This window comes from Aeromonas sp. QDB62, from assembly GCF_027705695.1.
GTDB classification, from domain to species: Bacteria; Pseudomonadota; Gammaproteobacteria; order Enterobacterales; family Aeromonadaceae; genus Aeromonas; species Aeromonas allosaccharophila.
This window is the reverse complement of record NZ_JAPDCD010000028.1, coordinates 26,294-50,440: the sequence shown is the minus strand read 5'-3', so window position 1 is coordinate 50,440 and position 24,147 is coordinate 26,294. Positions and strand designations below refer to the sequence as shown.

The following is a 24,147-nucleotide window of genomic DNA, read 5'->3' as shown; positions in this document are numbered from 1 at the left end:
CGACTGAACCGGATACCAAAAAGGGGCTCAATCCGGCTTCTTTTGCTGCTCTTTTTGGCACTCGGCGTGGCAAGGACAGCTGACCAGATGATCGTTCACCATCCCCACCGCCTGCATAAAGGCGTAACAGATGGTGCTGCCGACGAAGTTGAAACCGAGCTTTTTGAGCGCCTTGGCCATAGCATCCGACTCCGGCGAGGTGGCCGGAATATCGCCGTTGCCCTGGCGCTGATTGACGATGGGGGCGCCGCCGACAAAGCCCCACAGGTAGTCGGCGAAGTCGATCCCCTGCTCCTGCAACGTCAGATAGGCGCGGGCGTTTTTGATGATCGACTGCACCTTGAGCCGATTGCGGATAATGCCGCTGTCCTGCATCAACCGCTCCACATCCTGCTCGTCGAAGCGGGCAATCTGCACCGGATCAAAGTCGGCATAGGCGCGGTAATAGCTTTCGGTGCGCTTGAGGATGGTGATCCACGACAGCCCCGCCTGCTGGCCGTCGAGGCAGAGCTTGGCAAACAGCTCGCGGGCGTCATAGACCGGCCTGCCCCACTGTTTGTCATGGTATTCAATGTATTCCGGGTCTTTGGTCACCCAGGCGCAGCGCAGTTCCATTTTCTCTCCCTTATGATTTCAGCGGCTTCCCCGACCCTGCCCACTCGGCTGGCGGCATCGCTCACATCCTGTACCGGACATCCCGCCCGACCAGCCACGGCGCAGTGCCATCCCGTGAATCCGCTGCAATTTCGCCTATTATCCGACCATGCCAGACGGTATACTCCCTCGGTTCACATTCAGCAAATCTTGCTCTGATTTTCACTTCGCGCGAAAAAAATTATGCAAAAATTCGATGTCAAAACCTTTCAGGGCCTGATCCTGCAGCTGCAGGACTATTGGTCCCGCCAGGGCTGTACCATCATTCAGCCGCTGGATATGGAAGTGGGTGCCGGTACTTCCCACCCCATGACCTGTCTGCGTGCCCTGGGCCCGGAGCCCATCGCCTGCGCCTACGTGCAACCGTCCCGCCGTCCGACCGACGGCCGCTACGGTGAAAACCCGAACCGCCTGCAGCACTACTACCAGTTCCAGGTGATCATCAAGCCTTCCCCCGACAACATTCAGGAACTCTATCTGGGCTCCCTGAAAGAGCTGGGCATGGATCCTGAAATCCATGACATCCGCTTCGTGGAAGACAACTGGGAAAACCCGACGCTGGGTGCCTGGGGTCTGGGCTGGGAAGTGTGGCTGAACGGCATGGAAGTGACCCAGTTCACCTACTTCCAGCAAGTTGGCGGCCTCGAGTGCAAGCCGGTCACCGGCGAGATCACCTACGGTCTCGAGCGTCTGGCCATGTACATTCAGGGCGTAGACAGCGTCTACGATCTGGTCTGGTCTGATGGCCCGCTGGGCAAGACCACCTACGGCGACGTGTTCCACCAGAACGAAGTGGAGCAATCCACCTACAACTTCGAACACGCCGATGTAGAGTTCCTGTTCCACTGCTTCGAGCAGTACGAGAAGGAAGCCCAGCACCTGCTGGCACTGGAAAAACCGCTGCCGCTGCCTGCCTACGAGCGCATCCTCAAAGCCGCTCACTCCTTCAACCTGCTGGATGCCCGCAAGGCCATCTCGGTCACCGAGCGTCAGCGCTACATCCTGCGCATTCGCACCCTGACCAAGGCCGTGGCAGAGGCATACTACGCCTCCCGCGAAGCGCTGGGCTTCCCGATGTGTCAGCGCAGTGAGAACAAGCAAGGTTAAGGAACGGACATGGCACAACATACATTTCTGGTAGAGATCGGTACTGCTGAGCTGCCGCCCAAAGCCCTGCGCTCCCTGGCCGAAGCCTTTGCCGACAACCTCAAAAGCGAACTGACCAAGGCCGATCTGGCCTTCGGCGACGTCGAGTGGTTTGCCTCACCGCGCCGTCTGGCCCTCAAGGTGAGCGAGCTGGCTGGCGAACAGCCGAGCAAGAGCGTCGAGAAGCGCGGCCCGGCCGTCTCTCAGGCGTTCGATGCCGAAGGCAAGCCGACCAAGGCTGCCGAAGGCTGGGCCCGTGGCAACGGCATCACCGTTGAACAGGCCGAGCGTCTGGTCACCGACAAGGGCGAGTGGCTGGTTCACACCGCCAAGGTCGAAGGCCGTCCGGCCAAAGATCTGCTGGGCGAGCTGGTTAGCCAAGCGCTGGCCAAGCTGCCGATCCCGAAAATGATGCGCTGGGGCGACAAGACCATCCAGTTCGTGCGTCCGGTGTTCACCGTGACCCTGCTGCTGGATGGGGATCTGGTGCCCGCCCACATTCTGGGTATCGACTCCGCCCGCACCATTCGCGGTCACCGCTTTATGGGCGAGAGCGAATTCACCATCGACAACGCCAGCCAGTACCCGCAGATCCTGCAGGAGCGCGGCATGGTGATTGCCGACTTTATGGCACGCAAGGCCAAGATCAAGGCTGACGCCGAAGCGGCCGCTGCCGCCTTCGGTGGTGTGGCCGATCTGGACGACGCCCTGCTGGAAGAAGTGACCGCACTGGTCGAGTGGCCGGTGGTGCTGACCGCCAACTTTGAAGAGAAGTTCCTGGCCGTTCCCGCTGAAGCACTGGTTCACACCATGAAGGGTGACCAGAAGTACTTCCCGGTCTACGACAAGAACGGCAAGCTGCTGCCGAAGTTCATCTTCGTCACCAACATCGAGTCGAAAGACCCGAGCCAGATCATCAGCGGCAACGAGAAGGTGGTTCGCCCCCGTCTCTCTGACGCCGAGTTCTTCTTCAAGACCGACCTCAAGCAGACTCTGGCCTCCCGCCTGCCGCGCCTTGAAACCGTGCTGTTCCAGCAACAGCTGGGCACCGTCAAGGCCAAGGTCGAGCGCATCGAGACCGTTGCCGGCTTTATCGCCGAGCGTATCGGTGCCGATGTCACTCAAGCCAAGCGTGCCGGTCTGCTCTCCAAGTGTGATCTGATGACCAACATGGTCGGCGAGTTCACCGACACCCAGGGTGTGATGGGGATGCACTACGCCCGTCACGATGGCGAAGACGAAGCAGTCGCCGTGGCCCTCAACGAGCAGTACATGCCGCGCTTTGCCGGTGATGCCCTGCCGTCCGGTCTGGTTGCCTGCGCCGTCGCGCTGGCCGACAAGTTCGACACTCTGGCCGGTATCTTCGGCATCGGCATGCTGCCGAAGGGTGACAAGGACCCGTTCGCCCTGCGTCGTGCCGCCATCGGTGCCCTGCGCATCATGACCGAGAAGCAGCTGGACCTGGATCTGGTTGAACTGGTTGAAGAAGCGGTACGCGTCTACGGCGACAAGCTGACCAACAAAACCGTCGTCACCGACGTGGTCGACTTTATGCTGGGCCGCTTCCGTGCCGCTTATCAGGACGAAGGCATCGGTGCCGACGTGGTGCTGGCCGTACTGGCCCGCCGCCCGACCCGTCCGCTCGACTTCGATCGTCGCGTCAAGGCCGTCAGCCACTTCCGCACCCTGGATGCCGCACTGGCACTGGCTGCCGCCAACAAGCGCGTGAGCAACATTCTGGCCAAGGTCGAAGGCGAGTTGCCGACTGCCGTCAAACCGGAACTGCTGGTCGATGCCGCCGAGAAGGCGCTGGCCACCCAGGTTGCCGAACTGCAAGCCGAACTGGCCCCGCTGTTCGCTGCCGGTGACTATCAGGCCGCCCTCACCCGTCTGGCCGCCCTGCGCGAGCCGGTCGATACCTTCTTCAACGAAGTGATGGTGATGGCCGACGACGACGCCCTCAAGGCCAACCGTCTGGCGCTGCTGAACAACCTGCGCAACCTGTTCCTGCAAGTCGCGGATATCTCGCTGCTGCAGTGATGTTGGTTGAGTGAGTGATAAAAACGGCGCCGTTAAGGCGCCGTTTTTATTTCTGTAAAAGAAATTTCATTCTATTCTATGCAAGTCTATAACCACTCTCAGACTCTTATAATTTTCAGCCCTAAACTTCCCTTTATATGGGATGTCACAATTTTCAGCTATATAGCTGAGTGTTTTGTAATGATCAGGAATTGTTCTTGTGTACGCATCCCGAATCTTAATGACGTGGGAGTTAATGGTACTATCTTTGTCTGTAGTTCGAGATACTATTGAACATGCCAATTTGTTTAAAGCATTAAAATACTTCTCACCAGAATCATTCACTTTCATAAAGCTATCAAAATCTCTGGGATTCATGGCAGCCAGTGCTGTGGTATATTCACTTCCAGCCTCGGTTACATCAGATTCCAGGATATTTGATAGCTCTTGCTTTTTTAGTTTTAGCTCCTCTCTATCTTTTTTTGTCATAAATACAGCATTTAAAAGAAACCCCGCCAAAAAAGATACAAGAGGAACAATAATTCCTACCCAGTTATCGCTACTCAGAGTCATCTTCATCGACCTTTTTTCTTGCCATAGCCAGCAATGCCTCAATTGTGTCAACTTGTGATTTTCTAACAATGTTTTCATTTACTTTAAAGCAATCTAATGCCGCTAGTTTTCCTGCATTTTCGACATCTAAGCCAGATAAAACATAATCGTTTGTTTTACAGTACCATTTCCTTATTTCATCTTCTGTAGGGTGAACATCCAAACGATACTTTATAAATAATTGATGCTCCAAAGAACGAGCCTGTTTCATAAGTTCATTAATATCCAAAACACCACCCCATCTACTGTTGAAATTGCCTTTGACATTAGCCTTATCAAAGGATGGAAGGCAAGATTAAAGATTCTGGGACTCTCACCATTTTGACTGTAACTCGTAGGTTCGATTAGCCGCCAGGCGTAATCGGACGTTCGCGTAAATGGATTCTCCCGCTATCACGGCCAGCCGAATTTCCCCTCCGGCTGACCAACCCTGACCCACGGCAACAACCGAAACAAAAGCCTCTCGATCGTCCGATTACGCTGCGCTAATCGAACCTACATGAGGCGGTGAGATATGGTGCAGGCCGGTTTTAAACACTGGCGGGAGATGGGCGCAATCTTATCCCCGATCCCGACCCGCTCACCGGAATTACCCCTCTCGGGAGAGATGAGCTGTTATCATTTGAGCCAGAGCTCCGCGCCAACATCACCCTTGTGAGGAAAGTTATGGATATACCTTCCGCCCCCGCCCAGTCCATCTGCCAACAGTGTCAGGAGCAGGTGGATCTCGACTTCGATTTCACCATGGCCTTCCAGCCCATCATCGATTGCCGCAACCGCACCCTCTTCGGCTATGAGGCGCTGGTGCGGGGGCTCAACAACGAATCTGCGCACTCGGTGATTGCCCGGGTCAACGACAGCAATCGCTATCGCTTCGATCAGTTGTGCCGCATCAAGGCCATCGCGCTGGCGGCCCGACTCGGGATGAAGGGGATGCTGAGCATCAATTTTCTACCCAATGCGGTCTACCGCCCGGAGCGCTGCATCCGCACCACCCTGCAGGCGGCCCGCGAGCACAACTTCCCCATCGAGCAGATCATGTTCGAGCTGACCGAGGTGGAGCAGTTGCTGGATAACCAGCATATTCGTGGCATCGTCGATCACTATCAGGCCCTTGGCTTCAAGACGGCGATGGATGACTTTGGCGCCGGTTACTCGGGCCTCAACCTGCTGGCCGATTTTCTGCCAGATATCATCAAGCTCGATATGCACCTGCTGCGCGGCATCGACCAGGACCCGACCCGGCAAGCCATAGTGCGCCACTGTCTGGCGCTGTTTGCGGAGCTGAAGATCACCCCGCTGGCGGAGGGGATCGAAACCCGCGAAGAGATGGCCTGCCTGCGGGAGATGGGCATCAGCCTGATGCAGGGCTACCTGTTCGCTCGCCCCGGCTTCGAAACCCTGCCCGAGGTGGATTTCGCCAGCCTGTGAGCCATCGCAGCAGGCACTGAGCGCCCTCTCCCCCCGCCAGAATAGAAAACGGACACCCGAGGGTGTCCGTTTTCGTACCGTCTGGCCTTGCCCGGAGGGGCGGCTTGCAGGCGGTTTACAGATAGCGGTCATCGACGCCGATATGGGCCAGCGCCGCCAGTTCGAGCGGCGTCAACTGATCGACAGAATCAATCTGGGACGCATCACTGTGAGCTGACAGGGGCAGCGCGAGGCGCACCTTGATCTGGTCGATCAGGGTGCTCACCACAGTGCCCATACGGGTCAACCGGGAGGTCAATACGGCCTCCGGGACCGTGTCGGCAAAGGGCGAAACCAGTTCAACCGCTAGATCACAGATGCCCCGCACCCGATCACCAAAAGCCCCTTCCAACTGTTGCAGCACTTGTCGCGCTTCGCTGGCGCCGAGACGCGCCACCGCCGCCTTCATGTTGTCACCATCAAAGCGCTGCCGCGCCCCGGCATCGAGCCGATCTTCCGGCTTGCCAGCGGTATGGTCAGCCCACGCCTGATCACCCTGACTGGCAAACTGCATCAGGCCGCCCAGCACCAGTCGCTGGTTGGGGCGCGCCGAGGCGAGGCTGTCGAGGGCGTGACCAAGGGAAGAGCCCTTGGCATCGCTGCCGCTAGCCAGCGACAGCGCCAGAGTGCGCAGGGTTTGCAGATCGCCACGGGTCTGCAATTTGGCCATGTGGGAGCCGTTGATGGAGCCATCGGCAATGTGCTGATGCAGGGCGTTGAGATCGCTGCTGCTCAGGGTCACTGTCGTCGAGGTTTGATCCCGCAGCAGGTAGCTGGCCTGATAGCTGATGAGATCCAGCGCCAACTTGTAGCCGGTGGCCGGAGTCTGCCGCACCATGGCGACCTGCTCGCGGGCCATACCTTTACTCTCACCGCTTTGGATCGGCGCCGCATCAGCAGTGGTGGTCGCGCTTTGCGCCGGTTCGCCAGCAACTTCGGCCTTTACGGCGCGCTGCAGGTCGGCTACTTCACCCATCGCGGTGTGCAACTGGCTCATCGCCTCCTGCAACAGTTCGGGGGTGGCGTTAGCGAGCAGCTCGGTCACCTTGCCCCCCACCGTACCCCACTGCTGGAGCGGGATACCGGCGATGGGGCGGGCCAGTAGCCCGGCTGCCAACTCCCGCAGTTGCGGCTGCTGGGAGCCGACGACAACGGCCTGCAACGCGGTGCAGAGAGAGCGCAGGGGGCCATTGCCGGTCGCCAGAGTGGTGTGCTCCTTGCCCAGTTGTTCGGCGGTGATGTTGTGCAACACGTCCGCCTTGGCGAAGCCACCCAGCGAGCTACCAAATGCAGCCTGCTTCATCAGGCGCTGAAGATCCTCGGGGGAAACGGCGGTTTGCGCCTTCGGCGCAGCGGCACGCTTGTCCGTCCCCAGCAGGTTGCCGATCCACTCTTTCAGGGCCACAAACGGGCGAGCCAGCTGGGCACCCAGTCGCGAGAGCAGCCCCTGTCCTTTTTGCGGTTCGCTGCGGCTGCCCAGCAAGATCGCATCTTGCCCGGTGGCGATCTGACGTACATCCAGCTGGCCCATCCGGCCAACCCCTGTGGTGGCATCACTGTGGTGAGCGACGGCCTGCATGCCGCCGGTGTGTGTTTGAATCTGCATGATGATTGTCTTCTTGTGATGTTTCGCTGCCAGTCTAGGAGAGGCCATCAACAGGGACTATCGGGATTGGTCGCGATTTTTGTACTGAGCGCGGCGCGCTATCTCGCTGACCGGAAAGCTAAAAAAAGAGAGCCACCATTAACAGTGCCGCGGGCGGCGACCTGCTCTAATGGCGCCATCACCAATCTGGAGCCATCAATGAACTCTCTTTATCACGCCGCCATCCACCAGCTGTTTCTCTCCCTCTCGCTGCCTGCGCCGCAGCAGGAGGAGAGCGTCACCAGCCTGCAGATCGGCGAGCTGACCTGCCATTTGACCGAACACCCGGCCAACTATCTGCTGATGTTTACCCGCCTCGACGCGGCCACCAGCGCCCAGGCAGCCGCCCAGAACCTCTTCAGTCAGGACCCGTGCAAGCCGGTACTGGGGTTCGATGCCGAGAGCCTGACGCCGGTGCTGTGGAGCCGCCAGCCGTTGCAGCAGCTGGATCGCGCCCAGATCCACCACCAGCTGGAGCAACTGGTACACGCCGCCAGCGAGATCAACAAAGGCTGATTTCCCGCTAGATGCGGGTGCTGGTCGCGCGGCGAACCAGCTGCGGGGTTTCGCCGCTGATGCGGGCCACGTCGAGCTTGAGCTGGTCGATCCGCGCCGGGTCCTGCTCGCACAGATAGAGGAAGTAGTGGGGCTCGCCATCCCGGTTCTTTTGCACCGCCTCGAAGGTGACATTCTGCTGGCGCGCCCAGCGCCGCCACTTTTCGACGTTGTTCACCTGCTTGTAGACGCCGATCTTGAGCTTGGCCGGTTGCTCGTGGCGGGCGACCACCGGCTGCGGGATGGCAGTTTCCCTCGCTGGAAAGGCCAGATCCATGGAGTAAACCACCTCGGGCTGGTCAATATCGGCAACGCCAATCTCCACCAGCGGCTGCGCACCGCTGGCCACGAGCGGCGTCGCTGCAATATGGGAACGGGCAATAAAGACGAACGAGGCGACCAGCGCCAGACAGACACAGAACAGGGTGCCGACCAGCGTGTTGCGAGCGCGTGGCGCGGATGGCAGCGCAACCGGTACCACCACGATCGGCGCGGCAGGCATCGCGGTAGCGGCCAATCGGGATGGCGGAATGGACGACTCGGCAGGCACAGCGGCTTGCACGGTTGGCGCAGGGGTATCTGCCGCCGACGGCGCATGCTCGCCCTCATCAGGCTGCGGTTGCGGGATCTGGCGCTCGGGGAGGGACAGCAGGGATTTGTTGGTCGGTTTCACGCTCTCGGTTCCAAATTCGGCAGCTGGCGCAGGGGGCCAGCTCGGGGCGGCGGCATTATCGGCGAGCCCCCTTGTACCGGAGCTTAAGCGGTGATGGCTTTTACGTGGCCAGCATGAAAAAGGGCTGACAAAGATGTCAGCCCTTTGGCTATCCGGCCCGCGCGTGACTAGCGTGCGGGCTTGGTCATCTCCTGCAACAGCTGATCGATGTAGCCCACCACCTGCCCGGAGCTCTGTTCGATCTCGCGGTAGAGGGCCTCTGCCGCCTCGTGCTTGTGCTGGTTTTTCAACTCGATGACCTGCTGGATCACCTGATGCAGTCTGGCGTGGGGAGTGGCAATCGCCTTGAAGGCCGGATGCGAACTGCAGCAGGCTGCCCCCTCGCTGAAGTACCAGCGGCCGAGGCGGCACTCCTTGTCACTGACCGCTTCACTGCGCGACAGCCCCTCCTGCCCATCCAGATAGGCGCGCACCCGGGTCTTCCAGCCCATGTGGGCGGCGCGGGCGCGGGTCAGCACCATCCTTACGTTGGAGCCATCCTGGAACTGCCCGGCCAGATCCCCCAGTTTGTCCACCAGGGTCGCCACATGGGTGGCAATCTGGGCGGTATCCCGCGCCACCAGCGTGGTGGCCTGGGAGATCTCGTGGACGCTGACGATATTGCGGGTGATCTCGTCGCTCACCGAGGATTGCTCCTCGGAGGCGGCGGCGATCTGGGTGTTCATATCGCGAATGCTGTTGACCGCTCCCTTGATCCGGCTGAGGGCGTCCCCCGCCTGATTGGCCCGCTCCACCGACTCCCCCGCCCGCGAGACGCTGTGCTCGATCATGGTCACAGTAGTGCCCACCGCCCTTTGCAGCTGCTCGATGGTGCCGCGGATCTCGGCCGTGGAGTGCTGGGTACGGCCCGCCAGTGAGCGCACCTCGTCGGCCACCACCGCAAAACCGCGCCCCTGTTCACCGGCCCGGGCCGCCTCGATGGCGGCGTTGAGGGCCAGCAGGTTGGTCTGCTCGGCGATGGACTGGATCACCGCCAGCACCGAGCCAATCTGCTCGCTGGCCTTGGCGACCTCTTTCACCGTGTCGCCCGCGCTGGCGATCTCCGCGGCCAGCTGCTCGATCATGCTGACGCTCTGCTGCACCACCTCATCACCGGTGACGGCCTGATTGTCTGCCTCGCTGGCCGCTTCGGCCGCTTGCACCGTGTTGTGGGCCACTTCATGCACCGTGCTGGTCATCTCGGTCATGGCGGTGGCGAGCTGGGTAGTCTGCTCCTGCTGACGTGTCATGCTGCCAAGGTTGCCCGCCGCACTGCGCGATAGCCGCTCGCTCTCGCCAGCCAGTTCGCCCAGCGTGGCGGTGAGCTGGCTGATGGTGTCGCGGATCTTGCCGACGAAGGCATTGAACGCCGTGCCAAGGCGGCGGATCTCTTCCGGCCCAGCCACCGGCAGCTTGCTACCGAGATCGCCGGAACCATTGGCCAGCGCCTCCAGCGCCTTGACGCTCTCCAGCAGCGGGTGGTTAAGGCGGCCTAGCAGCCACACCAGCGCCACCGCAATCAGGGCGGTGCCGAGCAGCGCGATCATCACCATCTGCCAGCTCTGGCGCGCCAGCGCGGCGACGACCTCGCTGTGATCCCGCGCCAGCTCGATCACCCCGACCGCCTTGCCGGAGAAGTCGCGCAGCGGCGCCGCCATCACCAGAAAATCGCTCCCCTGCTGCTTGATGGTGGCGAAGCGGCTCTCGCCCGCCAGCACCCCCTGATACCAGTCCGCCGACTCGCCGAGCATGGCGGTGCCGGTCAGCAGCACGGGTTTACCCTGTTCAAACAGATAGATGGCCAGCCGACTGTCCTTGCCCAGCAGATCGGCAAACAGCGAGGCATCGAGGGCACGGCCAAACTCCACCGAGCCGACCGGCTGACCGTTGAAGGTGACCGGCACCACGCCACGGATCCCGGTGCCGCCCTGACCGGTCTCCAGCCCGCCAACCGGTTGATGGTTGCGGTTCACCTCGACCACCGCCAGCCGGGTGGTGGAGAGGTCGTCGCCATGGCTTGCGGGCTTGTGTACCCGATAAAGGGAGGTAGCCGGGGGAACGTGGAAGTGAAACTGCTGGATCCCCTGCGCCTTGAGTGCAGGCCAGAGCGGGTCGAACAGGCTGGCGAGGGTCTGCCAATCCTGGTCGGCCACCGCCCTGGCCGCATCCGGCCGCTGGGCGATCAGGGTCGCCGCCAGCACGGTTTCATGGCTGGCATTGCGGATCACCGATTCGATATTTTGCAGCTCTGTTTGCAGAGCGCCCTGTTCGGCCGTCACCGCCCGCTGGCGGTTTTCAAACAGGTTGAAGGTAAGCAGGACCACGGCGAGCAATACGATGCCGCTGATTGCCAGCAGCGTGATCTGGTGACCCAGCTTGCGAGGGGGGAACATAAGACACCATCCTTGATAGTCATATCCAACTTACAGGATGGAACGGATAAGGTGGGAGTCCATCAGAACTCGTTTGTTTGTTGATATTGATCAAACGATTAACAGACAAAATGCGAGGTGGATCAAACGGATGGAATATTCGCCAACGAGGTTGAAATCAGGTCTACGGGTTACTGATTCAGCGCAAACCGCCCATAAACAAAAACCCCCTCGTGACAGAGGGGGTTTTTCGTTTTGGCAACGGGGCCGGATTAACGCAGCGGTTTTACCGAGCGACGGATAATCAGCTCGGGCTGGACCGTCATCGATTCCACTTCCAGCTCCTTGTTGCGGATCCGGCTGACCAGATGCTTCACCGCCAGCTGGCCCAGTTCGGCCTTCGGGTGACGAATGGTGGTCAGCGGCGGGCTGGAGAAGCGCGCCATCTCCACATCGTCGTAGCCGATGACGGAGATATCGTCCGGCACCTTGACTCCGGCTTCCCAGGCAGCGCAAATCGCGCCGATCGCCATGGGATCGTCGAAGGCAAAGACCGCGGTCGGACGAGGCTTGAGGGCCAGGATGCGCTGCATGGCATCGAAGCCGCTCTGGCTCTCGTAGTCCCCTTCAAAGATCTGGTCATCTTTGAGGGTCAGACCCTGCTCGCCCAGCGCATCACGAACCCCGTCCAGTCGCTGCTGGGTGGTCGGCTTGGAGAGCTGGCCAGTGATGCAGACGATATCGCGGTGCCCCAGCTCCAGCAGATGGCGTACGGCCATGCGGGCGCCGATGCGGGCGTTGTCGTTGATGACGTTGGCGAAATCGCACTCCGTGCCCCAATCCAGTACCACCTGCGGTACGTTCTTGTGGATGCGCAGCATGTCGCGCAACGGGGTGTCGATATCAGTACCCAATACCAGCAGGCCATCCACCCGTTTTTCCATCAGCATTCTTAAGTAATGCTGTTGGCGAGGCGGCTGGTTTTCGGTGTTGCAGAGGATCAGGCTGTAGCCCTGTTCGAAGCAGTACGCTTCAACCCCTTGCACCACTTCTGCGAAGAAGGGGTTTACGCTGGTGGTGACCAGCATGCCAATGGTCTTGGTCGAATTTATTTTAAGACTGCGCGCTACCGAGTTGGGCGCGTAGTTGAGTTCTGCCACCGCCTCAATCACTTTCTGGGTCGCGTCTTCGCTGACCCGCCGAGTGTGGTTGAGCACATGTGAGACGGTGGAGATGGATACGCCTGCGCGCGAGGCGACATCCTTGATAGTGGCCATCTCTGTCTCCTGACTGTCAAAGGCGGAACATTAGCAGATTTCCCGAATAAAGGCTTGGTTTTAACGAGCTCTGCCACGGAATTGTCAATGCTGGCTAATCTAGGCGCTCATTTCTGTTTGCGGAAACAGGTTGTGGTCAAAATGGGAGCGCTGTCAGAGTAAAATATCGCCAGATTAATCCTCTGGCGTTTGTCAGAATCGCCTGTCGTTACCAAGATGTTAAGTCAACAAATCGATATTAAGCTCTATTCTGCGAAAAATAACAGGTCATTTGTTTCAAAATAAGCCCATTAAACCCCCTCTGGTTAGTATCTTTAACAGCTTGTTATTGCCCCGTGAGGAATGATAGAACCATACCTATAGCCGGATGCACGGGATGTAGATCCGGAATGACACACGGAAATGAAACAATCCACTGATTAAGGGACGAATCAATGCATAAGTTGAGCAAAATAACAGTAAGCGCAGCGGTTTCTTTGGCTCTGTTTGGATCGATCTCCATCGCCCACGCGGCAGACACCATCAAGATCGGTATCGCAGGCCCGGTCACTGGCCCGGTCGCCCAGTACGGGGACATGCAGTTCACCGGCGGCAAGATGGCGGTCGAGCAGATCAACAAGGCAGGCGGCATCAACGGCAAGCAGATCGAAGCGGTCGTCTATGACGATGCCTGCGATCCCAAACAGGCGGTGGCCGTCGCCAACAAGGTGGTGAATGACGGCGTCAAGTTCGTGGTCGGTCACCTCTGCTCCGACAATACCCTGCCCGCCTCCGATATCTATGAAGACGAGGGGATCCTGATGATTACCCCCGCCTCCACCAACCCAAAAATCACCGAGCGCGGTTACCAGCTGACCCTGCGCACCATCGGTCTGGATAGCGATCAGGGCCCGACTGCCGCCAAATACATCATCGAGCAGGTCAAACCCCAGCGCGTGGCCGTTATCCACGACAAGAAACAGTACGGTGAAGGGATCGCCTCCAGCGTGAAAGCAGCGCTCGACAAGGCTGGCGTGAAAGTGGTGGCCTTTGAGGGGATCACCGCCGGTGACAAGGACTTCTCCGCCCTGATCGCCAAGCTGCAGAAAGAGAACGTCGATTTCGTCTACTACGGCGGCTACCACCCTGAGCTGGGCCTGATCCTGCGTCAGGCTGGCGAGAAAGGGCTGAAAGCCAAGTTCATGGGCCCGGAAGGGGTGGGTAACAAGGATATCTCCGCCATCGGCGGCCCGGCGTCTGAAGGCCTGCTGGTGACCCTGCCGAACAAATACGATCTGGTGCCGACCAACGCCCCGCTGGTTGCGGCGTTCAAGGCCAAGGGTCAGGACTCCTCTGGCCCGTTCGTCTGGACCACCTATGCCGCGGTGCAAACCCTGGCAGCCGGTATCGCCAAAGCGGGTGAAGATGACCCGGCCGCTGTGGCCGCCGCCATCAAGGCCACCCCGGTCGAAACCGTAATGGGCCCCCTGAACTGGGCACCGAACGGTGACCTGAAAGGCTTCGAATTCGGTGTGTTCCAGTGGCACGCTGACGGTACCTCCAGCCAAGTCAAATAATCTGCCGATTGGGGGGTGAGTACGCTCACCCCCTCCTCTCTTTGCGGGCAAGTACAGGGAACGCAGTATGTCCGAACACCTCCTCTATCTGGTTCAGCAACTGCTGAACGGATTAACCATAGGCAGCACCTATGCGTTGATCGCCATCGGCTACACCATGGTCTATGGCATCATCGGCATGATCAACTTCGCCCACGGCGAGGTTTACATGATCGGCTCCTATGTCGCTTTCATGGTGATGGCGGGGCTCATGATGATGGGCATCGACAGCACCTTTCTACTGCTGGGGGGCGCCTTCCTGGTCAGTATCGTCATCACCGGCACCTATGGCTGGAGCATCGAGCGGGTTGCCTACCGGCCGCTGCGCGGCGGTAACCGGCTGATCCCCCTCATCTCCGCCATCGGCATGTCGATCTTCTTGCAGAACATGATGCGAATGGCCCAGGGCTCGCGCGATATCGCCATGCCCACCCTGATCTCCGGTGGCTGGACGCTGGGGGGTGAAGATGGTTTTCAGGCCAGCCTCTCCTACATGCAGCTGATCATCTTCGTGGTGACCTTTGTCACCATGCTGGCGCTGACCCAGTTCATCAACCGCTCCCGCATGGGCCGCGCCTGCCGCGCCTGTTCGGAAGATATCAAGATGGCCAACCTGCTGGGGATCGACACCCACGTGGTCATCTCCATCACCTTCGTGCTGGGGGCTGCGCTGGCCGCCGTGGCCGGGGTGCTGCTCGGCATGTATTACGGCGTCATCAACCCCTACCTCGGCTTTATGGCTGGTCTGAAGGCCTTCACTGCCGCCGTGCTGGGCGGTATCGGCAGTATTCCGGGCGCCGTACTGGGTGGCCTGCTGCTGGGGGTGGTGGAAGCGCTCACCGCCGGTTATCTCAGCACCGAGTACAAGGATGTGATGGCGTTTGCCCTGCTCATCTTTGTGCTGCTCTTTATGCCCACTGGCATCCTGGGTCGTCCGGAAGTGGAGAAAGTGTGATGAGAAATCAATTTATCCACGCCTGTATCGCCAGCCTGGTGCTGCTGGTGCTCTCCTTCTGGCTGCTCGGCTTCAAGCTGGAGACCGACGGCTCCCGCCTGCTGGTGGTGAGCCGCCTCGATGTGTCGCTGGCCTGGCTGCTGGGGGGCGCCACCCTCGTATTCTGGTTCCAGATGCTGCGCGGCCAGATCGCCCGGCTGTTTCAGGCCTCCATCAGCGGCTTCTCGGTCGGCTTCAACAAGCTGGTGCTGCCGAGCCCGGAAGAGGCGCCCAAGCTCTATAACCTCACCGCCGTGCTGGTGCTGCTGTTCGCGGTGAGCTGGCCCTTTATGGCCTCTCGCGGCGCCATCGATCTCGCCACCCTCACCCTGATTTACATCATGCTGGGGTTGGGGCTGAACGTGGTGGTCGGCCTCGCCGGACTGCTCGATCTCGGTTATGTCGGCTTCTACGCGGTCGGTGCCTACAGCTATGCCCTGCTCAACACCTACTTCGGACTGAGCTTCTGGGAGTGTCTGCCCATCGCCGGGCTGATGGCCGCCACCTTCGGCTTCCTGCTCGGGTTCCCGGTATTGCGGCTGCGGGGGGACTATCTGGCCATCGTCACCCTGGGCTTTGGCGAGATCATCCGCATCCTGCTCAACAATATGACCACCCTGACCGGCGGCCCAAACGGGATCTCCGGCATCCCCAAACCGACGCTCGCGGGTCTCGAATTCAACCGCACCGTCAAGGATGGCGGCTTTGATACCTTCCACAACTTCTTTGGCATTACCTACAACGCCAACCACAAGGTGATCTTCCTCTATCTGATGGCGCTGGTACTGGTAGTGGCGACTCTGTTCGTCATCAACCGCCTGCTGCGGATGCCGCTCGGCCGCGCCTGGGAAGCGCTGCGGGAAGACGAGATCGCCTGCAAATCACTGGGGCTCAACCCCACCATCATCAAGCTGACCGCCTTCACCATTGGCGCGACCTTTGCCGGTTTCGCAGGCAGTTTCTTCGCCTCGCGGCAAGGCTTTATCAGCCCGGAATCCTTCGTCTTTATCGAGTCGGCCATTGTGCTGGCGATTGTGGTGCTGGGGGGCATGGGCTCCCAGATCGGGGTGGTGCTGGCCGCCATCGTGATGACGGTGCTGCCGGAGCTGGCCCGCGAATTCAACGAGTACCGCATGCTGATGTTCGGCCTCTTGATGGTGTTCATGATGATCTGGCGGCCACAAGGATTGCTGCCGATGACCCGTCCGCATCTGGAGTTGAAGAAATGAGCACTCATCAGAAGTTAATGGAAGTCTCTGATTTGTCGATGCGCTTTGGCGGCCTGCTGGCCGTCAACGGGGTAAAACTGGATATCGACAAGGGCGAGGTGATCTCCATCATCGGCCCCAACGGCGCAGGCAAGACCACCATCTTCAACTGCCTGACCGGTTTCTACTGCCCAAGCGGCGGCACCATCCGCTACAAGGGTGAGGAGATCCAGGGGCTGCCCGGCCACCTCATCGCCCGCAAGGGGATTGTGCGTACCTTCCAGCACGTGCGGCTGTTCAAGGAGATGACAGCGGTGGAGAACCTGCTGGTCGCCCAGCACCAGCACCTCAACACCAGCTTTATCGCCGGTCTATTCAAGACCCCGGCGTTTCGCCGAGCGGAGCAGGAGGGGTTGGAGCAGGCCGCCTTCTGGCTGGATAAAGTGGGGCTCAAGGATCTCGCCAACCGCGCAGCTGGCAATCTGGCCTACGGTCAGCAGCGTCGCCTCGAGATCGCCCGCTGCATGGCGACCCGTCCCGAGCTGCTGATGCTGGATGAACCGGCAGCCGGTCTCAACCCGAAGGAGACCGACGAGCTGGATGAGCTGATCATGAGCCTGCGGGACGAGTTCGGAGTCTCGGTGCTGCTGATCGAGCACGATATGAAGCTGGTGATGGGCATCTCCAACCGCATCTTCGTGGTCAGCCAGGGCACCCCGCTGGCCCACGGCAAGCCGGATGAGATCCGCAACAACCCGGCAGTGATCAAGGCCTATCTGGGCGAGTCGTAAGGAAAACAAGATGTTAGAACTTCGCAACGTATCGACCCACTACGGCAAAATTCAGGCGCTGCACGATGTCAGCGTCGAGGTGAAAGAGGGGGAAATCGTCACCCTGATCGGTGCCAACGGCGCGGGCAAGACCACCCTGCTGATGACTCTGTGCGGTGAACCCAAGCCCAGCAGCGGCTCCATCTGGTTTGAGGGGGAACAGATCAGCTCCCTCACCACCGCCCGCATCATGCGCAAGGATATCGCCGTGGTGCCGGAGGGGCGCCGCATCTTCGCCCGCCTGACGGTGGAGGAGAACCTGCTGATGGGCGCCTTCTTCGTCGACAAGGCCGAGCAGCACGGCCTGCTGGATCAGGTGTTCACCCTGTTCCCGCGCCTGCACGAACGGCTGGAACAGCGGGCGGGCACCATGTCCGGCGGCGAGCAACAGATGCTGGCCATCGGCCGCGCCCTGATGAGCAAACCGCGCCTGCTGCTGCTGGATGAACCCTCGCTGGGGCTGGCCCCCATCGTCATCCAGCAGATCTTCGACACCATAGAGCAGCTGCGCCAGAAGGGGATGACCATCTTTCTGGTGGAGCAGAACGCCAACCAGGCGCTCAAGCTGGCCGACCGCGGCTATGTACTGGAGAACGGCCATGTGGTGCTGCAAGACACGGGCGCCGCCCTGCTGGCCAACCCGGCAGTGCGGCAGGCCTATCTCGGCGGTTAACCCGCTGACCCGCATGCCATATCGACAAGGGAGCCACCGGCTCCCTTATCTTTTGTGGGGTTAGTTTGCGCCACAGCTTGCGGTACACTGGCCCGTAATCAACCTATTCGCAGGACATCCAGATGGACCAGTTTGCCCATATCAATGCCCATGATGCCCACCAGAAACTGAGCGCGGGTGAAGCCCGTCTGGTGGATATTCGCGACCCGCAATCCTTTGAAGCGGCCCACGCGGTCGGCGCCTTCCACCTCACCAACGGCACGCTGGTGCGCTTTATGAATGAAGTGGATTTCGATACCCCGGTCATCGTGATGTGCTATCACGGCAACAGTAGTCAGGGAGCCGCCCAATACCTGCTGCAACAGGGCTATGACGAGGTCTACAGCATGGATGGTGGCTTCGAGGCGTGGCGCCGGGAATTTCCCACCGAGGCAGGCGAGGCATGATCCAGCTGCTGGTGCTCGATAACGCCCGCATGGCGCAGGCGCTGGTGGACTATCTGGCGACGCTGGGCATCTCCTGCGAGCTGACCCAGTCCGAGCTGGGGGTCACCATCTGGCTGGCGGACGAGCCGCGCCTCGCCCAGGCCCAGCTGGAGGTGAAACGCTTCCTGGCCGAGCCGGGCCACCCGCGCTACATGGAAGCCTCCTGGCAATCCGGCCGCGCCGATGCCCGCATCGACTACAGCAAGGGGATGACGGACCCCATCACCGACTTCCTCCATCAGGCGGGGCCGCTGACGCTGGTGGTGATCATCGCCTGTCTCGCCATCTACGGCATCGATGCCATCGGCCTGCCCATCTACGATGAACTGGCGTTCCACCCGACGCTGGCCCAGTTCACCGACTGGCAGGCGTGGCGCTATTTCACCCCCGCCCTGATCCACTTCTCAGTGCTCCATCTGGTGTTCAACTTGCTCTGGTGGTGGTATCTCGGCGGCCAGATTGAACAGCGCCTCGGCAGCGGCAAGCTGCTGATCCTGCTGCTGGTGGGCGCCGCCCTGCCCAATATCGCCGAGTTCTTTGCCAGCGGTCCGCTGTTTGGCGGCCTCTCCGGCGTGGTCTATGCCCTGCTCGGCTACTGCTGGCTGCGCAGCAAGCTGCAACCGGCCTGCGGCCTCACCCTGCCGCCAGCGCTGATGGGCTTTATGCTGTTCTGGATGGTGCTCGGCTTCTTCGACATGCTCGGCACCAGCACCGCCAACATCGCCCACCTGACCGGTCTGCTGGTCGGCCTGCTGCAAGGCTGGCTGGATCGCAACCACCAGCCAGCCTGATTTTTCAGCTGCCGCAGAAACAACAACGCCGCCCCGAAGGGCGGCGTTTTGTTACTCAATAGGCAATTACTGCTTGATCAGGGTGTCATCGGTTACCTTGACCGCCGCACCGCCACTCATAAAGAAGCTGGCGAACTGGGTCTGGATCTCGGTGGTGACCGCGCCAGCCTGATCGAAGTTCTCGTCAGGTGCCAGCAGCGAGCTATGACCCCCTTTCAGGAAGCGTGCAGCATGGTGACCCGCCGGGAGCACACCGGAACCCTTCAGCTCTTGCAAACCCAGCACCCGGAACAGTGGTTCGGTGCCACCCAGCGGCGCGGAGGCGATGCTGTTGGGGATCACCTGATCCGGCAAGCTGAGCGCACCATCGCCAACAATTTCGGTGGCGAACAGCGGGAAGCTCTTGGCGACGCCACTGCCCAGATTGATCGGGTCGGCAGAGTCCAGCACTGACTGGGCGGCAAAGGTATAGCTCTGCAAGGTGCTCGCAGCCCCCGCCTGAGTGGCCGCATCCAGACTGGGCAGGAACTCGTTGACGAAGCAAGTGGCGGCAGCCGTTTTGCAGTTCGGTGCATAGGCGGTAAAGCCCGCTTTCAGCTCCGGACTGCCCGAGGTGAGCACGCTCATCTTGATGGTCGGCCCGAAGCTCGGCGAGTTGAGCAGCAACGGCGCTATGCCGCCACCCGGCATCGCCAGACCGCCGGTATCGAACTTGAACAGGGCATCAGCCAGGGCACTGCCGGTGGTCTGGTTGGCGACCGCCAGCAGATTGGCTCCGGCAATTGCCCCCAGAGAGTGGCCGAGGAAATGTACCTTCAGTCCGGCGCCGCCCAGTTGACCACCCAGCCCCTTGGCATTGGCCAGACCGACGGCCAGTCGCAGTCCCAGCAGATCGGCCACGCTCTGTTTCAGGTTGTCCCGCGCCACCGTCAGATAGCCCAGATTCAGGTAGGGAGTCGGGTTCTCGGAGGTGGTGACGGTATCCGTGCTGCCACTCAGGGCATAGCCACGCTCACCATGCAGCGGATGATCGATCACTACTACAGCGACGCTCTTGCTGGCAGTGGCGCCAGCGCCGATCTGGCCCAACGCCAGCGCATAGGCATTCTCCTTGATGGAGGTGACCCCGTGCTGATAGATGATCACATCGGTGACATTGGCCAGCGGCCCGGCGGCAAAGATCCGCAACGGTACCGATTGCACTTCGGTCAGGGCCGGCAGCGGGTTGAAACGGCCGATATTGCGCTCGGCATCCAGCGGTTTGCCACCGGAGGTGAGGGTCACCCCGATCAGCTTGCTCGCCTCGGTCAGCAATTCACTCTGACGGCTCGGGTCGGCGATCAGCTCACCCAGCAGTGCCGGGTCCACCCCCGCCCCGACCAGTCCACCGATCACCTCGGTATCGCCCGCTTTCAGCGCGTTGGCGATGGCATAGAGGCTGGGCATGGCACCATGCCAGGATTGGGTCTTGGCCTTGTCCCAGGAGCCAGCCAGCGCGGGTGTAGAGAGGAAGTAAGGGAGCTTGACGGTGCCGGTGTAAACCTTGGTCAACTGGGCAACACCGTTAAGCGGCATGCCAGTACCAAAGGCGGCACTCAATGCATCTTTCTGATCCTGCGGCAGGAATGGCTCAGCAGCCAGCTGGGTCAGAAAATCCACGCCGCCATTAAGGCTGCTGATGGTATAGGTTGCCGGCAAGCTGGTATTGCCCCTGGCATCCTGTTTCCACAGCGAAGCGGCGTCCAGACTCGGGCTCTTCAACACGGAAGCGGCGGCACTCTTCACTGCCAGCAGCACATCGGCACCAGATTGGGTGGCAAACCAGTCGGAGAAGATCACCCGGTCGCTGGTGATTCCGGTGGCCGCCTTGAACAGACCTTCCTGCAGCGAGATCAGGCCGTTGATGGTCTGCTCCTGCGTGGTTGCGCCAGCAGCCGATTTGAAGTTGCTGTAATCACCCCCCGCTTTGAGCGGTGTGCTGCGACTGTCCTTGAGGGAATCGGTCGCCACAATCATGTAGTAAGAAGAGGGATTAAGCGGCTTGAGCGGAACCAGATTGAGTTTGCCGCCACCATCGCTCACCACAAAGTCGGAGCCATAGGTCAGAGGCTTGTTGTTCTTCACCCCGACAGGTCGCTGAGTCACCGGATCCAGCACCAGCTCCAGCAGATAGAGGGGCGCAACGGCAGAGGCGTACTCGCTGGCCGCAGGTGCTGGCACAGAGACACCGGTCACGGTCGCCGGTACCAGCTGGACAGGTTGCGTTGTAGACCAGCCATCCAGGGTGGAGAGGGCAGACACCGGGTTCGACAGATCCGCAGTCTCGGTCGAAAACTTCAGGGTGCCATCGCTGGCACGGGGGGCCAGCACGCTCGGGCGAATCCCGTTGGCGCCACTCAGGGCGTAGTCGAGGGAGCTGGTGGTATCTCCCTTGTTGTCATCCCCACCACATCCGGCCAGCAGTGCGCTGAGCACGGCGGCATAAATTAGCTTCTTCTTCATTTTTTGTTCTCTTTATAGGTTGTTGTCCATCACAAGCCAACGAAGCATTCACCACTTCGACCGCACAAAGTTAACATAAAACCAACAACCAACGAGACTCATGTTGGTCATCTTCTGCTCAGGTTTGTAGCGAGAATCAAGGTTTTACGTCAACAAGGGGGCGCAAGGGTAACAACAGCGGAGGATTAACCAGACCCGACCAGCCAGCAGCCATCGTCACGACTAAAAAGCCGCCGCGATCTCGGCAAAGTGAGGGAATTGTCGGTAGAATGTCCGCCAACGCTTAAGGAGGACATCATGATCGACCCGAAGAAACTGGAAGAGATCGCCAAGCAGGTGCACAACTCCCTGCCGCCCGGCATTCGCAGCATGGGTGAAGAGGCCGAAAAGAAGATGCGTCAGGTACTGCAAGCCCAGCTGGGCAAGCTGGATCTGGTCAGCCGCGAAGAGTTCGACGTGCAGACCAAGGTGCTGCTGCGTACCCGTGAAAAACTGGCCGCCCTCGAAAGCAAGCTGGCTCAGCTCGAGCAGCAGCTCGGCGCCAAAGGCGAATAACGAAAACCCCAGCTCGGCTGGGGTTTTTGCTTTGAATTGACCCTGTAAAAAACATCACACCTGAAGCAGATACCAGGCACGCTTACCGCGGGCCTTGGCCTCATACATGGCACGGTCGGCCACCTCCAGCGCCTGCCGGAAGCTCAATGGCTCCTCCTCCCACAAGGCGATACCGATACTCAGCCCCACCCGTTGCGGGCAACCGGGTTTGGGCACATAGCCGTGCATCCGGCTGATCAGGGCGTCAGCCAGTTGCGCCAGGCCATGGCTCGACACATCCCGGTGCAGATGCACCACAAACTCGTCGCCGCCGTAACGGCCGCATAGCGCCGAGCCCGGCATGATGAGGCGCAACCAGTCCGCCATCTGCTGCAGCACCTGATCACCGCAGGCGTGGCCCAGCTGGTCATTGATCCCCTTGAAATCATCCAGGTCGATAAAGAGCAGCGCTCCCGCCCCTTGCGGTTTCTGCTGGGCGAACGCCTTGCCAAATCCCTGCCGGTTGAGCAACCCGGTGAGGGCGTCGCTGTTGGCGCGATCGGCCAGCCGCTGTTCATAGGCCTTGCGTTGGGTGATATCGATATGGGAGCCCATGATCCGTAGCGGCTTGCCATCACTATCCCGATCGACGACACGGCCCCGATCCCACAGCCAGGTGATCTCGCCAGCCGGGCTAACGGTACGGTATTCGGCTTCGTAGAAGGGGGTTTTGCCCTCAAGATGGGCGAAATAGCTACCTATGGCGTGCGCGCGATCATCGGGATGGAGCTTGGCGCTCCACAGCTCGAAATGGGGAGCCATGTCACCGACCTGAAAGTTCTGCAGATTGAAGACCCGCAGCTCACCGGTGGGAATGGTGCCCTGCCAGAGGCAGATGCCGGTGCCATCGAGGGCGGCGTTGAGCTTCTCCTGTAGCAGGCCGTTTTCATGTTTCAGCGCGGCGATTTCAGCCTGCAAACGGGCCAGGTCACCACCATGAGAACACGGGAACAGGGTCGCGCCCCGCTCCACAGCGCCGCCCACCGCCTTGTCATCCGTTGCCGATATCCTGCCCTGTTCGCCCAACCCGACCTCTCCTTGCGCTATCACTACGGATATCCTTACCCTGCTTGCTGACAATCTTCACAAAGATGCCACTAGCCACGGCTGATTAGTAGCCATTCATATCCAGAATGACGAAAAATCACGAGATAACGCGACTGTGAATGCGCCATTTGACGCCATTTTTATGGCCGCAGGCGAAAAAAACAAAAGCCCCCGGCAAAACCGGGGGCTGCGTCATCCAAACGGGGATCCCGTCAGATAAATTCGTAGGCGTCACCGAAGATGCGCTCCGGCTCGGCGCCGAGGATCTTGAACTCCTCCCGCGCGGCCCCAGCCATCTCGAAGCGACCGGCGACATAGATGTCGTAATCGTGGAGGCTGACGAAGTCATCCATGATCGCCTTGTGTACCAGTCCGCTCTTGCCGGTCCAGTCAGCGTCCGGCTCCTGCACCACCGGGATGAAGGTGAGCGGCGCATAGTCACGCTCCCACTGCTGCATCTGCTCCAGCTCGTAGAGCCAGTGAGCCTGACGCACGCCCCAGTAGAAGAACACCGGGCGCTTGCTGCCAGTGTCGATCAGATACTCCAGAATGGAGCGGGCGTAAGAGAAGCCGGTGCCGCCCGCCATCAGGATCAGCGGACGGGGGGATTCATCGCGCAGGAACGCCTTGCCAGCCGGCAATTCGACCTCGATCTCGCCCTGCTCGCGCATGCGGGCCAGCACCTGACCGGCGTAGGCATTTTCGGCAGTGGCACCAATTTGCAGCTCCAGCACGCCCGGGCGGGTCGGCGAGTTGGCGATGGAGAAGGGGCGCTTGTCCGAATCGCTCATCACCACCAGCAGATACTGGCCCGGCTTGAAGCTGATCGCTTGCTGCGGCGCCAAGGCCACATGCCAGATGGTGTCGACATATTCGCGCAGTTCCTCTACGCGGCATTTGATACGTTGCATTCTTGTCCTTGTGGCGGGCTCGCTCGGCCCGCTTCGCTCATTGTTTCACTATGGA

22 protein-coding genes are annotated in these 24,147 nt (G+C 60.3%); 12 read left to right on the top strand and 10 right to left on the bottom strand.

Annotation, left to right across the window (positions count from 1 at the left end; translation table 11 throughout):
• Nucleotides 1-27: 27 nt before the first annotated feature.
• The gene (locus OKC27_RS14715; RefSeq protein ID WP_182938537.1) at nucleotides 28-615 is read right to left on the bottom strand and encodes a DNA-3-methyladenine glycosylase I; all 588 of its coding nucleotides are present in this window, start codon (nucleotides 613-615) and stop codon (nucleotides 28-30) included.
• Between the two features lie 222 nt (nucleotides 616-837).
• On the opposite strand from OKC27_RS14715, the gene glyQ reads away from it, so the two are divergent.
• Both glyQ and glyS read left to right on the top strand, forming a co-directional pair.
• The gene (gene glyQ, locus OKC27_RS14710; protein WP_016348984.1) at nucleotides 838-1,761 is read left to right on the top strand and encodes a glycine--tRNA ligase subunit alpha; all 924 of its coding nucleotides are present in this window, start codon (nucleotides 838-840) and stop codon (nucleotides 1,759-1,761) included.
• 9 nt (nucleotides 1,762-1,770) lie between these two features.
• A complete protein-coding gene (glyS, locus tag OKC27_RS14705; protein WP_182938538.1) occupies nucleotides 1,771-3,840 on the top strand; it encodes a glycine--tRNA ligase subunit beta in 2,070 nt (689 codons plus the stop codon).
• A gap of 66 nt (nucleotides 3,841-3,906) precedes the next feature.
• Here the strand turns inward: glyS and OKC27_RS14700 are convergent, their stop codons facing one another.
• Nucleotides 3,907-4,398 (bottom strand): hypothetical protein, encoded by a 492-nt coding sequence (locus tag OKC27_RS14700; RefSeq protein WP_182938539.1) that lies wholly within the window; start codon nucleotides 4,396-4,398, stop codon nucleotides 3,907-3,909.
• Complete coding sequence (locus OKC27_RS14695; RefSeq protein WP_157830747.1) at nucleotides 4,379-4,660, bottom strand: hypothetical protein; 282 nt, start codon at nucleotides 4,658-4,660, stop codon at nucleotides 4,379-4,381. The genes OKC27_RS14700 and OKC27_RS14695 overlap by 20 nt, the downstream gene beginning before the upstream one ends.
• Nucleotides 4,661-5,097: 437 nt before the next feature.
• Between OKC27_RS14695 and OKC27_RS14690 the strand changes: the two genes are divergently transcribed.
• Entirely contained in the window at nucleotides 5,098-5,862 is a 765-nt protein-coding gene (locus OKC27_RS14690; protein ID WP_058053200.1) for an EAL domain-containing protein, read from the top strand.
• Between the two features lie 115 nt (nucleotides 5,863-5,977).
• On the opposite strand, the gene OKC27_RS14685 is transcribed toward OKC27_RS14690, so the two are convergent.
• Nucleotides 5,978-7,507, bottom strand: coding sequence for an ADP-ribosyltransferase (locus OKC27_RS14685; RefSeq protein ID WP_182938540.1), 1,530 nt, complete (start codon nucleotides 7,505-7,507; stop codon nucleotides 5,978-5,980).
• 198 nt (nucleotides 7,508-7,705) lie between these two features.
• Here OKC27_RS14685 and OKC27_RS14680 point away from each other — a divergent pair, with 198 nt between their 5' ends.
• The gene (locus OKC27_RS14680) at nucleotides 7,706-8,062 is read left to right on the top strand and encodes a CesT family type III secretion system chaperone (protein ID WP_042060845.1); all 357 of its coding nucleotides are present in this window, start codon (nucleotides 7,706-7,708) and stop codon (nucleotides 8,060-8,062) included.
• Between the two features lie 7 nt (nucleotides 8,063-8,069).
• Here the strand turns inward: OKC27_RS14680 and OKC27_RS14675 are convergent, their stop codons facing one another.
• The 3 genes from OKC27_RS14675 to OKC27_RS14665 all read right to left on the bottom strand — a co-directional run bounded on the left by OKC27_RS14675 (nucleotide 8,070) and on the right by OKC27_RS14665 (nucleotide 12,462).
• Nucleotides 8,070-8,774 carry a hypothetical protein gene (locus OKC27_RS14675; RefSeq protein WP_270806425.1) on the bottom strand — a complete coding sequence of 235 codons (705 nt, stop codon included), beginning with the start codon at nucleotides 8,772-8,774 and terminating at the stop codon, nucleotides 8,070-8,072.
• Between the two features lie 167 nt (nucleotides 8,775-8,941).
• Nucleotides 8,942-11,206, bottom strand: coding sequence for a methyl-accepting chemotaxis protein (locus OKC27_RS14670; RefSeq protein WP_182938542.1), 2,265 nt, complete (start codon nucleotides 11,204-11,206; stop codon nucleotides 8,942-8,944).
• A gap of 251 nt (nucleotides 11,207-11,457) precedes the next feature.
• A complete protein-coding gene (locus OKC27_RS14665; protein WP_139409696.1) occupies nucleotides 11,458-12,462 on the bottom strand; it encodes a substrate-binding domain-containing protein in 1,005 nt (334 codons plus the stop codon).
• A 434-nt stretch (nucleotides 12,463-12,896) separates the two neighbouring features.
• Between OKC27_RS14665 and OKC27_RS14660 the strand changes: the two genes are divergently transcribed.
• The 7 genes from OKC27_RS14660 (at nucleotide 12,897) to glpG (ending at nucleotide 19,038) form a co-directional block, all read left to right on the top strand.
• Nucleotides 12,897-14,018 carry a branched-chain amino acid ABC transporter substrate-binding protein gene (locus OKC27_RS14660; protein ID WP_182938543.1) on the top strand — a complete coding sequence of 374 codons (1,122 nt, stop codon included), beginning with the start codon at nucleotides 12,897-12,899 and terminating at the stop codon, nucleotides 14,016-14,018.
• Between the two features lie 67 nt (nucleotides 14,019-14,085).
• Nucleotides 14,086-15,012: a high-affinity branched-chain amino acid ABC transporter permease LivH gene (livH, locus tag OKC27_RS14655; protein ID WP_139409695.1), complete on the top strand. Its 927-nt coding sequence runs from the start codon at nucleotides 14,086-14,088 to the stop codon at nucleotides 15,010-15,012.
• Nucleotides 15,012-16,280, top strand: a complete 1,269-nt coding sequence (locus OKC27_RS14650) for a high-affinity branched-chain amino acid ABC transporter permease LivM (RefSeq protein WP_162626975.1) — start codon at nucleotides 15,012-15,014, stop codon at nucleotides 16,278-16,280. The genes livH and OKC27_RS14650 overlap by 1 nt, the downstream gene beginning before the upstream one ends.
• A complete protein-coding gene (gene livG, locus OKC27_RS14645; protein ID WP_182938544.1) occupies nucleotides 16,277-17,050 on the top strand; it encodes a high-affinity branched-chain amino acid ABC transporter ATP-binding protein LivG in 774 nt (257 codons plus the stop codon). The genes OKC27_RS14650 and livG overlap by 4 nt, the downstream gene beginning before the upstream one ends.
• Before the next feature lie 10 nt (nucleotides 17,051-17,060).
• Complete coding sequence (locus OKC27_RS14640; protein WP_005339433.1) at nucleotides 17,061-17,762, top strand: ABC transporter ATP-binding protein; 702 nt, start codon at nucleotides 17,061-17,063, stop codon at nucleotides 17,760-17,762.
• Nucleotides 17,763-17,884: 122 nt separating this feature from the next.
• Entirely contained in the window at nucleotides 17,885-18,208 is a 324-nt protein-coding gene (glpE, locus tag OKC27_RS14635; RefSeq protein ID WP_108613491.1) for a thiosulfate sulfurtransferase GlpE, read from the top strand.
• On the top strand, nucleotides 18,205-19,038 hold the full coding sequence (glpG, locus tag OKC27_RS14630; protein WP_075111884.1) for a rhomboid family intramembrane serine protease GlpG: 834 nt from the start codon (nucleotides 18,205-18,207) through the stop codon (nucleotides 19,036-19,038). The genes glpE and glpG overlap by 4 nt, the downstream gene beginning before the upstream one ends.
• 66 nt (nucleotides 19,039-19,104) lie before the next feature.
• On the opposite strand, the gene OKC27_RS14625 is transcribed toward glpG, so the two are convergent.
• Nucleotides 19,105-21,540: a VolA/Pla-1 family phospholipase gene (locus OKC27_RS14625; RefSeq protein ID WP_182938545.1), complete on the bottom strand. Its 2,436-nt coding sequence runs from the start codon at nucleotides 21,538-21,540 to the stop codon at nucleotides 19,105-19,107.
• Nucleotides 21,541-21,837: 297 nt separating this feature from the next.
• On the opposite strand from OKC27_RS14625, the gene ubiK reads away from it, so the two are divergent.
• Nucleotides 21,838-22,095: a ubiquinone biosynthesis accessory factor UbiK gene (gene ubiK / locus OKC27_RS14620; protein ID WP_005339429.1), complete on the top strand. Its 258-nt coding sequence runs from the start codon at nucleotides 21,838-21,840 to the stop codon at nucleotides 22,093-22,095.
• 54 nt (nucleotides 22,096-22,149) lie between these two features.
• On the opposite strand, the gene OKC27_RS14615 is transcribed toward ubiK, so the two are convergent.
• Together OKC27_RS14615 and fre are read right to left on the bottom strand one after the other, a co-directional pair.
• On the bottom strand, nucleotides 22,150-23,184 hold the full coding sequence (locus OKC27_RS14615; protein WP_270806424.1) for a GGDEF domain-containing protein: 1,035 nt from the start codon (nucleotides 23,182-23,184) through the stop codon (nucleotides 22,150-22,152).
• 209 nt (nucleotides 23,185-23,393) lie between these two features.
• A complete protein-coding gene (gene fre, locus OKC27_RS14610) occupies nucleotides 23,394-24,092 on the bottom strand; it encodes an NAD(P)H-flavin reductase (RefSeq protein ID WP_139409691.1) in 699 nt (232 codons plus the stop codon).
• Nucleotides 24,093-24,147 lie beyond the last annotated feature (55 nt).

Bases quoted from the DNA above. Each gene is read 5' to 3' on its own strand.
- OKC27_RS14715 (WP_182938537.1), bottom strand. From the start codon at position 615: ATGGAACTGCGCTGCGCCTGGGTGACCAAAGACCCGGAATACATTGAA.
- glyQ (WP_016348984.1), top strand. From the start codon at position 838: ATGCAAAAATTCGATGTCAAAACCTTTCAGGGCCTGATCCTGCAGCTG.
- glyS (WP_182938538.1), top strand. From the start codon at position 1,771: ATGGCACAACATACATTTCTGGTAGAGATCGGTACTGCTGAGCTGCCG.
- OKC27_RS14700 (WP_182938539.1), bottom strand. From the start codon at position 4,398: ATGAAGATGACTCTGAGTAGCGATAACTGGGTAGGAATTATTGTTCCT.
- OKC27_RS14690 (WP_058053200.1), top strand. From the start codon at position 5,098: ATGGATATACCTTCCGCCCCCGCCCAGTCCATCTGCCAACAGTGTCAG.
- OKC27_RS14685 (WP_182938540.1), bottom strand. From the start codon at position 7,507: ATGCAGATTCAAACACACACCGGCGGCATGCAGGCCGTCGCTCACCAC.
- OKC27_RS14680 (WP_042060845.1), top strand. From the start codon at position 7,706: ATGAACTCTCTTTATCACGCCGCCATCCACCAGCTGTTTCTCTCCCTC.
- OKC27_RS14670 (WP_182938542.1), bottom strand. From the start codon at position 11,206: ATGTTCCCCCCTCGCAAGCTGGGTCACCAGATCACGCTGCTGGCAATC.
- OKC27_RS14665 (WP_139409696.1), bottom strand. From the start codon at position 12,462: ATGGCCACTATCAAGGATGTCGCCTCGCGCGCAGGCGTATCCATCTCC.
- OKC27_RS14660 (WP_182938543.1), top strand. From the start codon at position 12,897: ATGCATAAGTTGAGCAAAATAACAGTAAGCGCAGCGGTTTCTTTGGCT.
- livH (WP_139409695.1), top strand. From the start codon at position 14,086: ATGTCCGAACACCTCCTCTATCTGGTTCAGCAACTGCTGAACGGATTA.
- OKC27_RS14650 (WP_162626975.1), top strand. From the start codon at position 15,012: ATGAGAAATCAATTTATCCACGCCTGTATCGCCAGCCTGGTGCTGCTG.
- livG (WP_182938544.1), top strand. From the start codon at position 16,277: ATGAGCACTCATCAGAAGTTAATGGAAGTCTCTGATTTGTCGATGCGC.
- OKC27_RS14640 (WP_005339433.1), top strand. From the start codon at position 17,061: ATGTTAGAACTTCGCAACGTATCGACCCACTACGGCAAAATTCAGGCG.
- glpE (WP_108613491.1), top strand. From the start codon at position 17,885: ATGGACCAGTTTGCCCATATCAATGCCCATGATGCCCACCAGAAACTG.
- glpG (WP_075111884.1), top strand. From the start codon at position 18,205: ATGATCCAGCTGCTGGTGCTCGATAACGCCCGCATGGCGCAGGCGCTG.
- OKC27_RS14625 (WP_182938545.1), bottom strand. From the start codon at position 21,540: ATGAAGAAGAAGCTAATTTATGCCGCCGTGCTCAGCGCACTGCTGGCC.
- ubiK (WP_005339429.1), top strand. From the start codon at position 21,838: ATGATCGACCCGAAGAAACTGGAAGAGATCGCCAAGCAGGTGCACAAC.
- fre (WP_139409691.1), bottom strand. From the start codon at position 24,092: ATGCAACGTATCAAATGCCGCGTAGAGGAACTGCGCGAATATGTCGAC.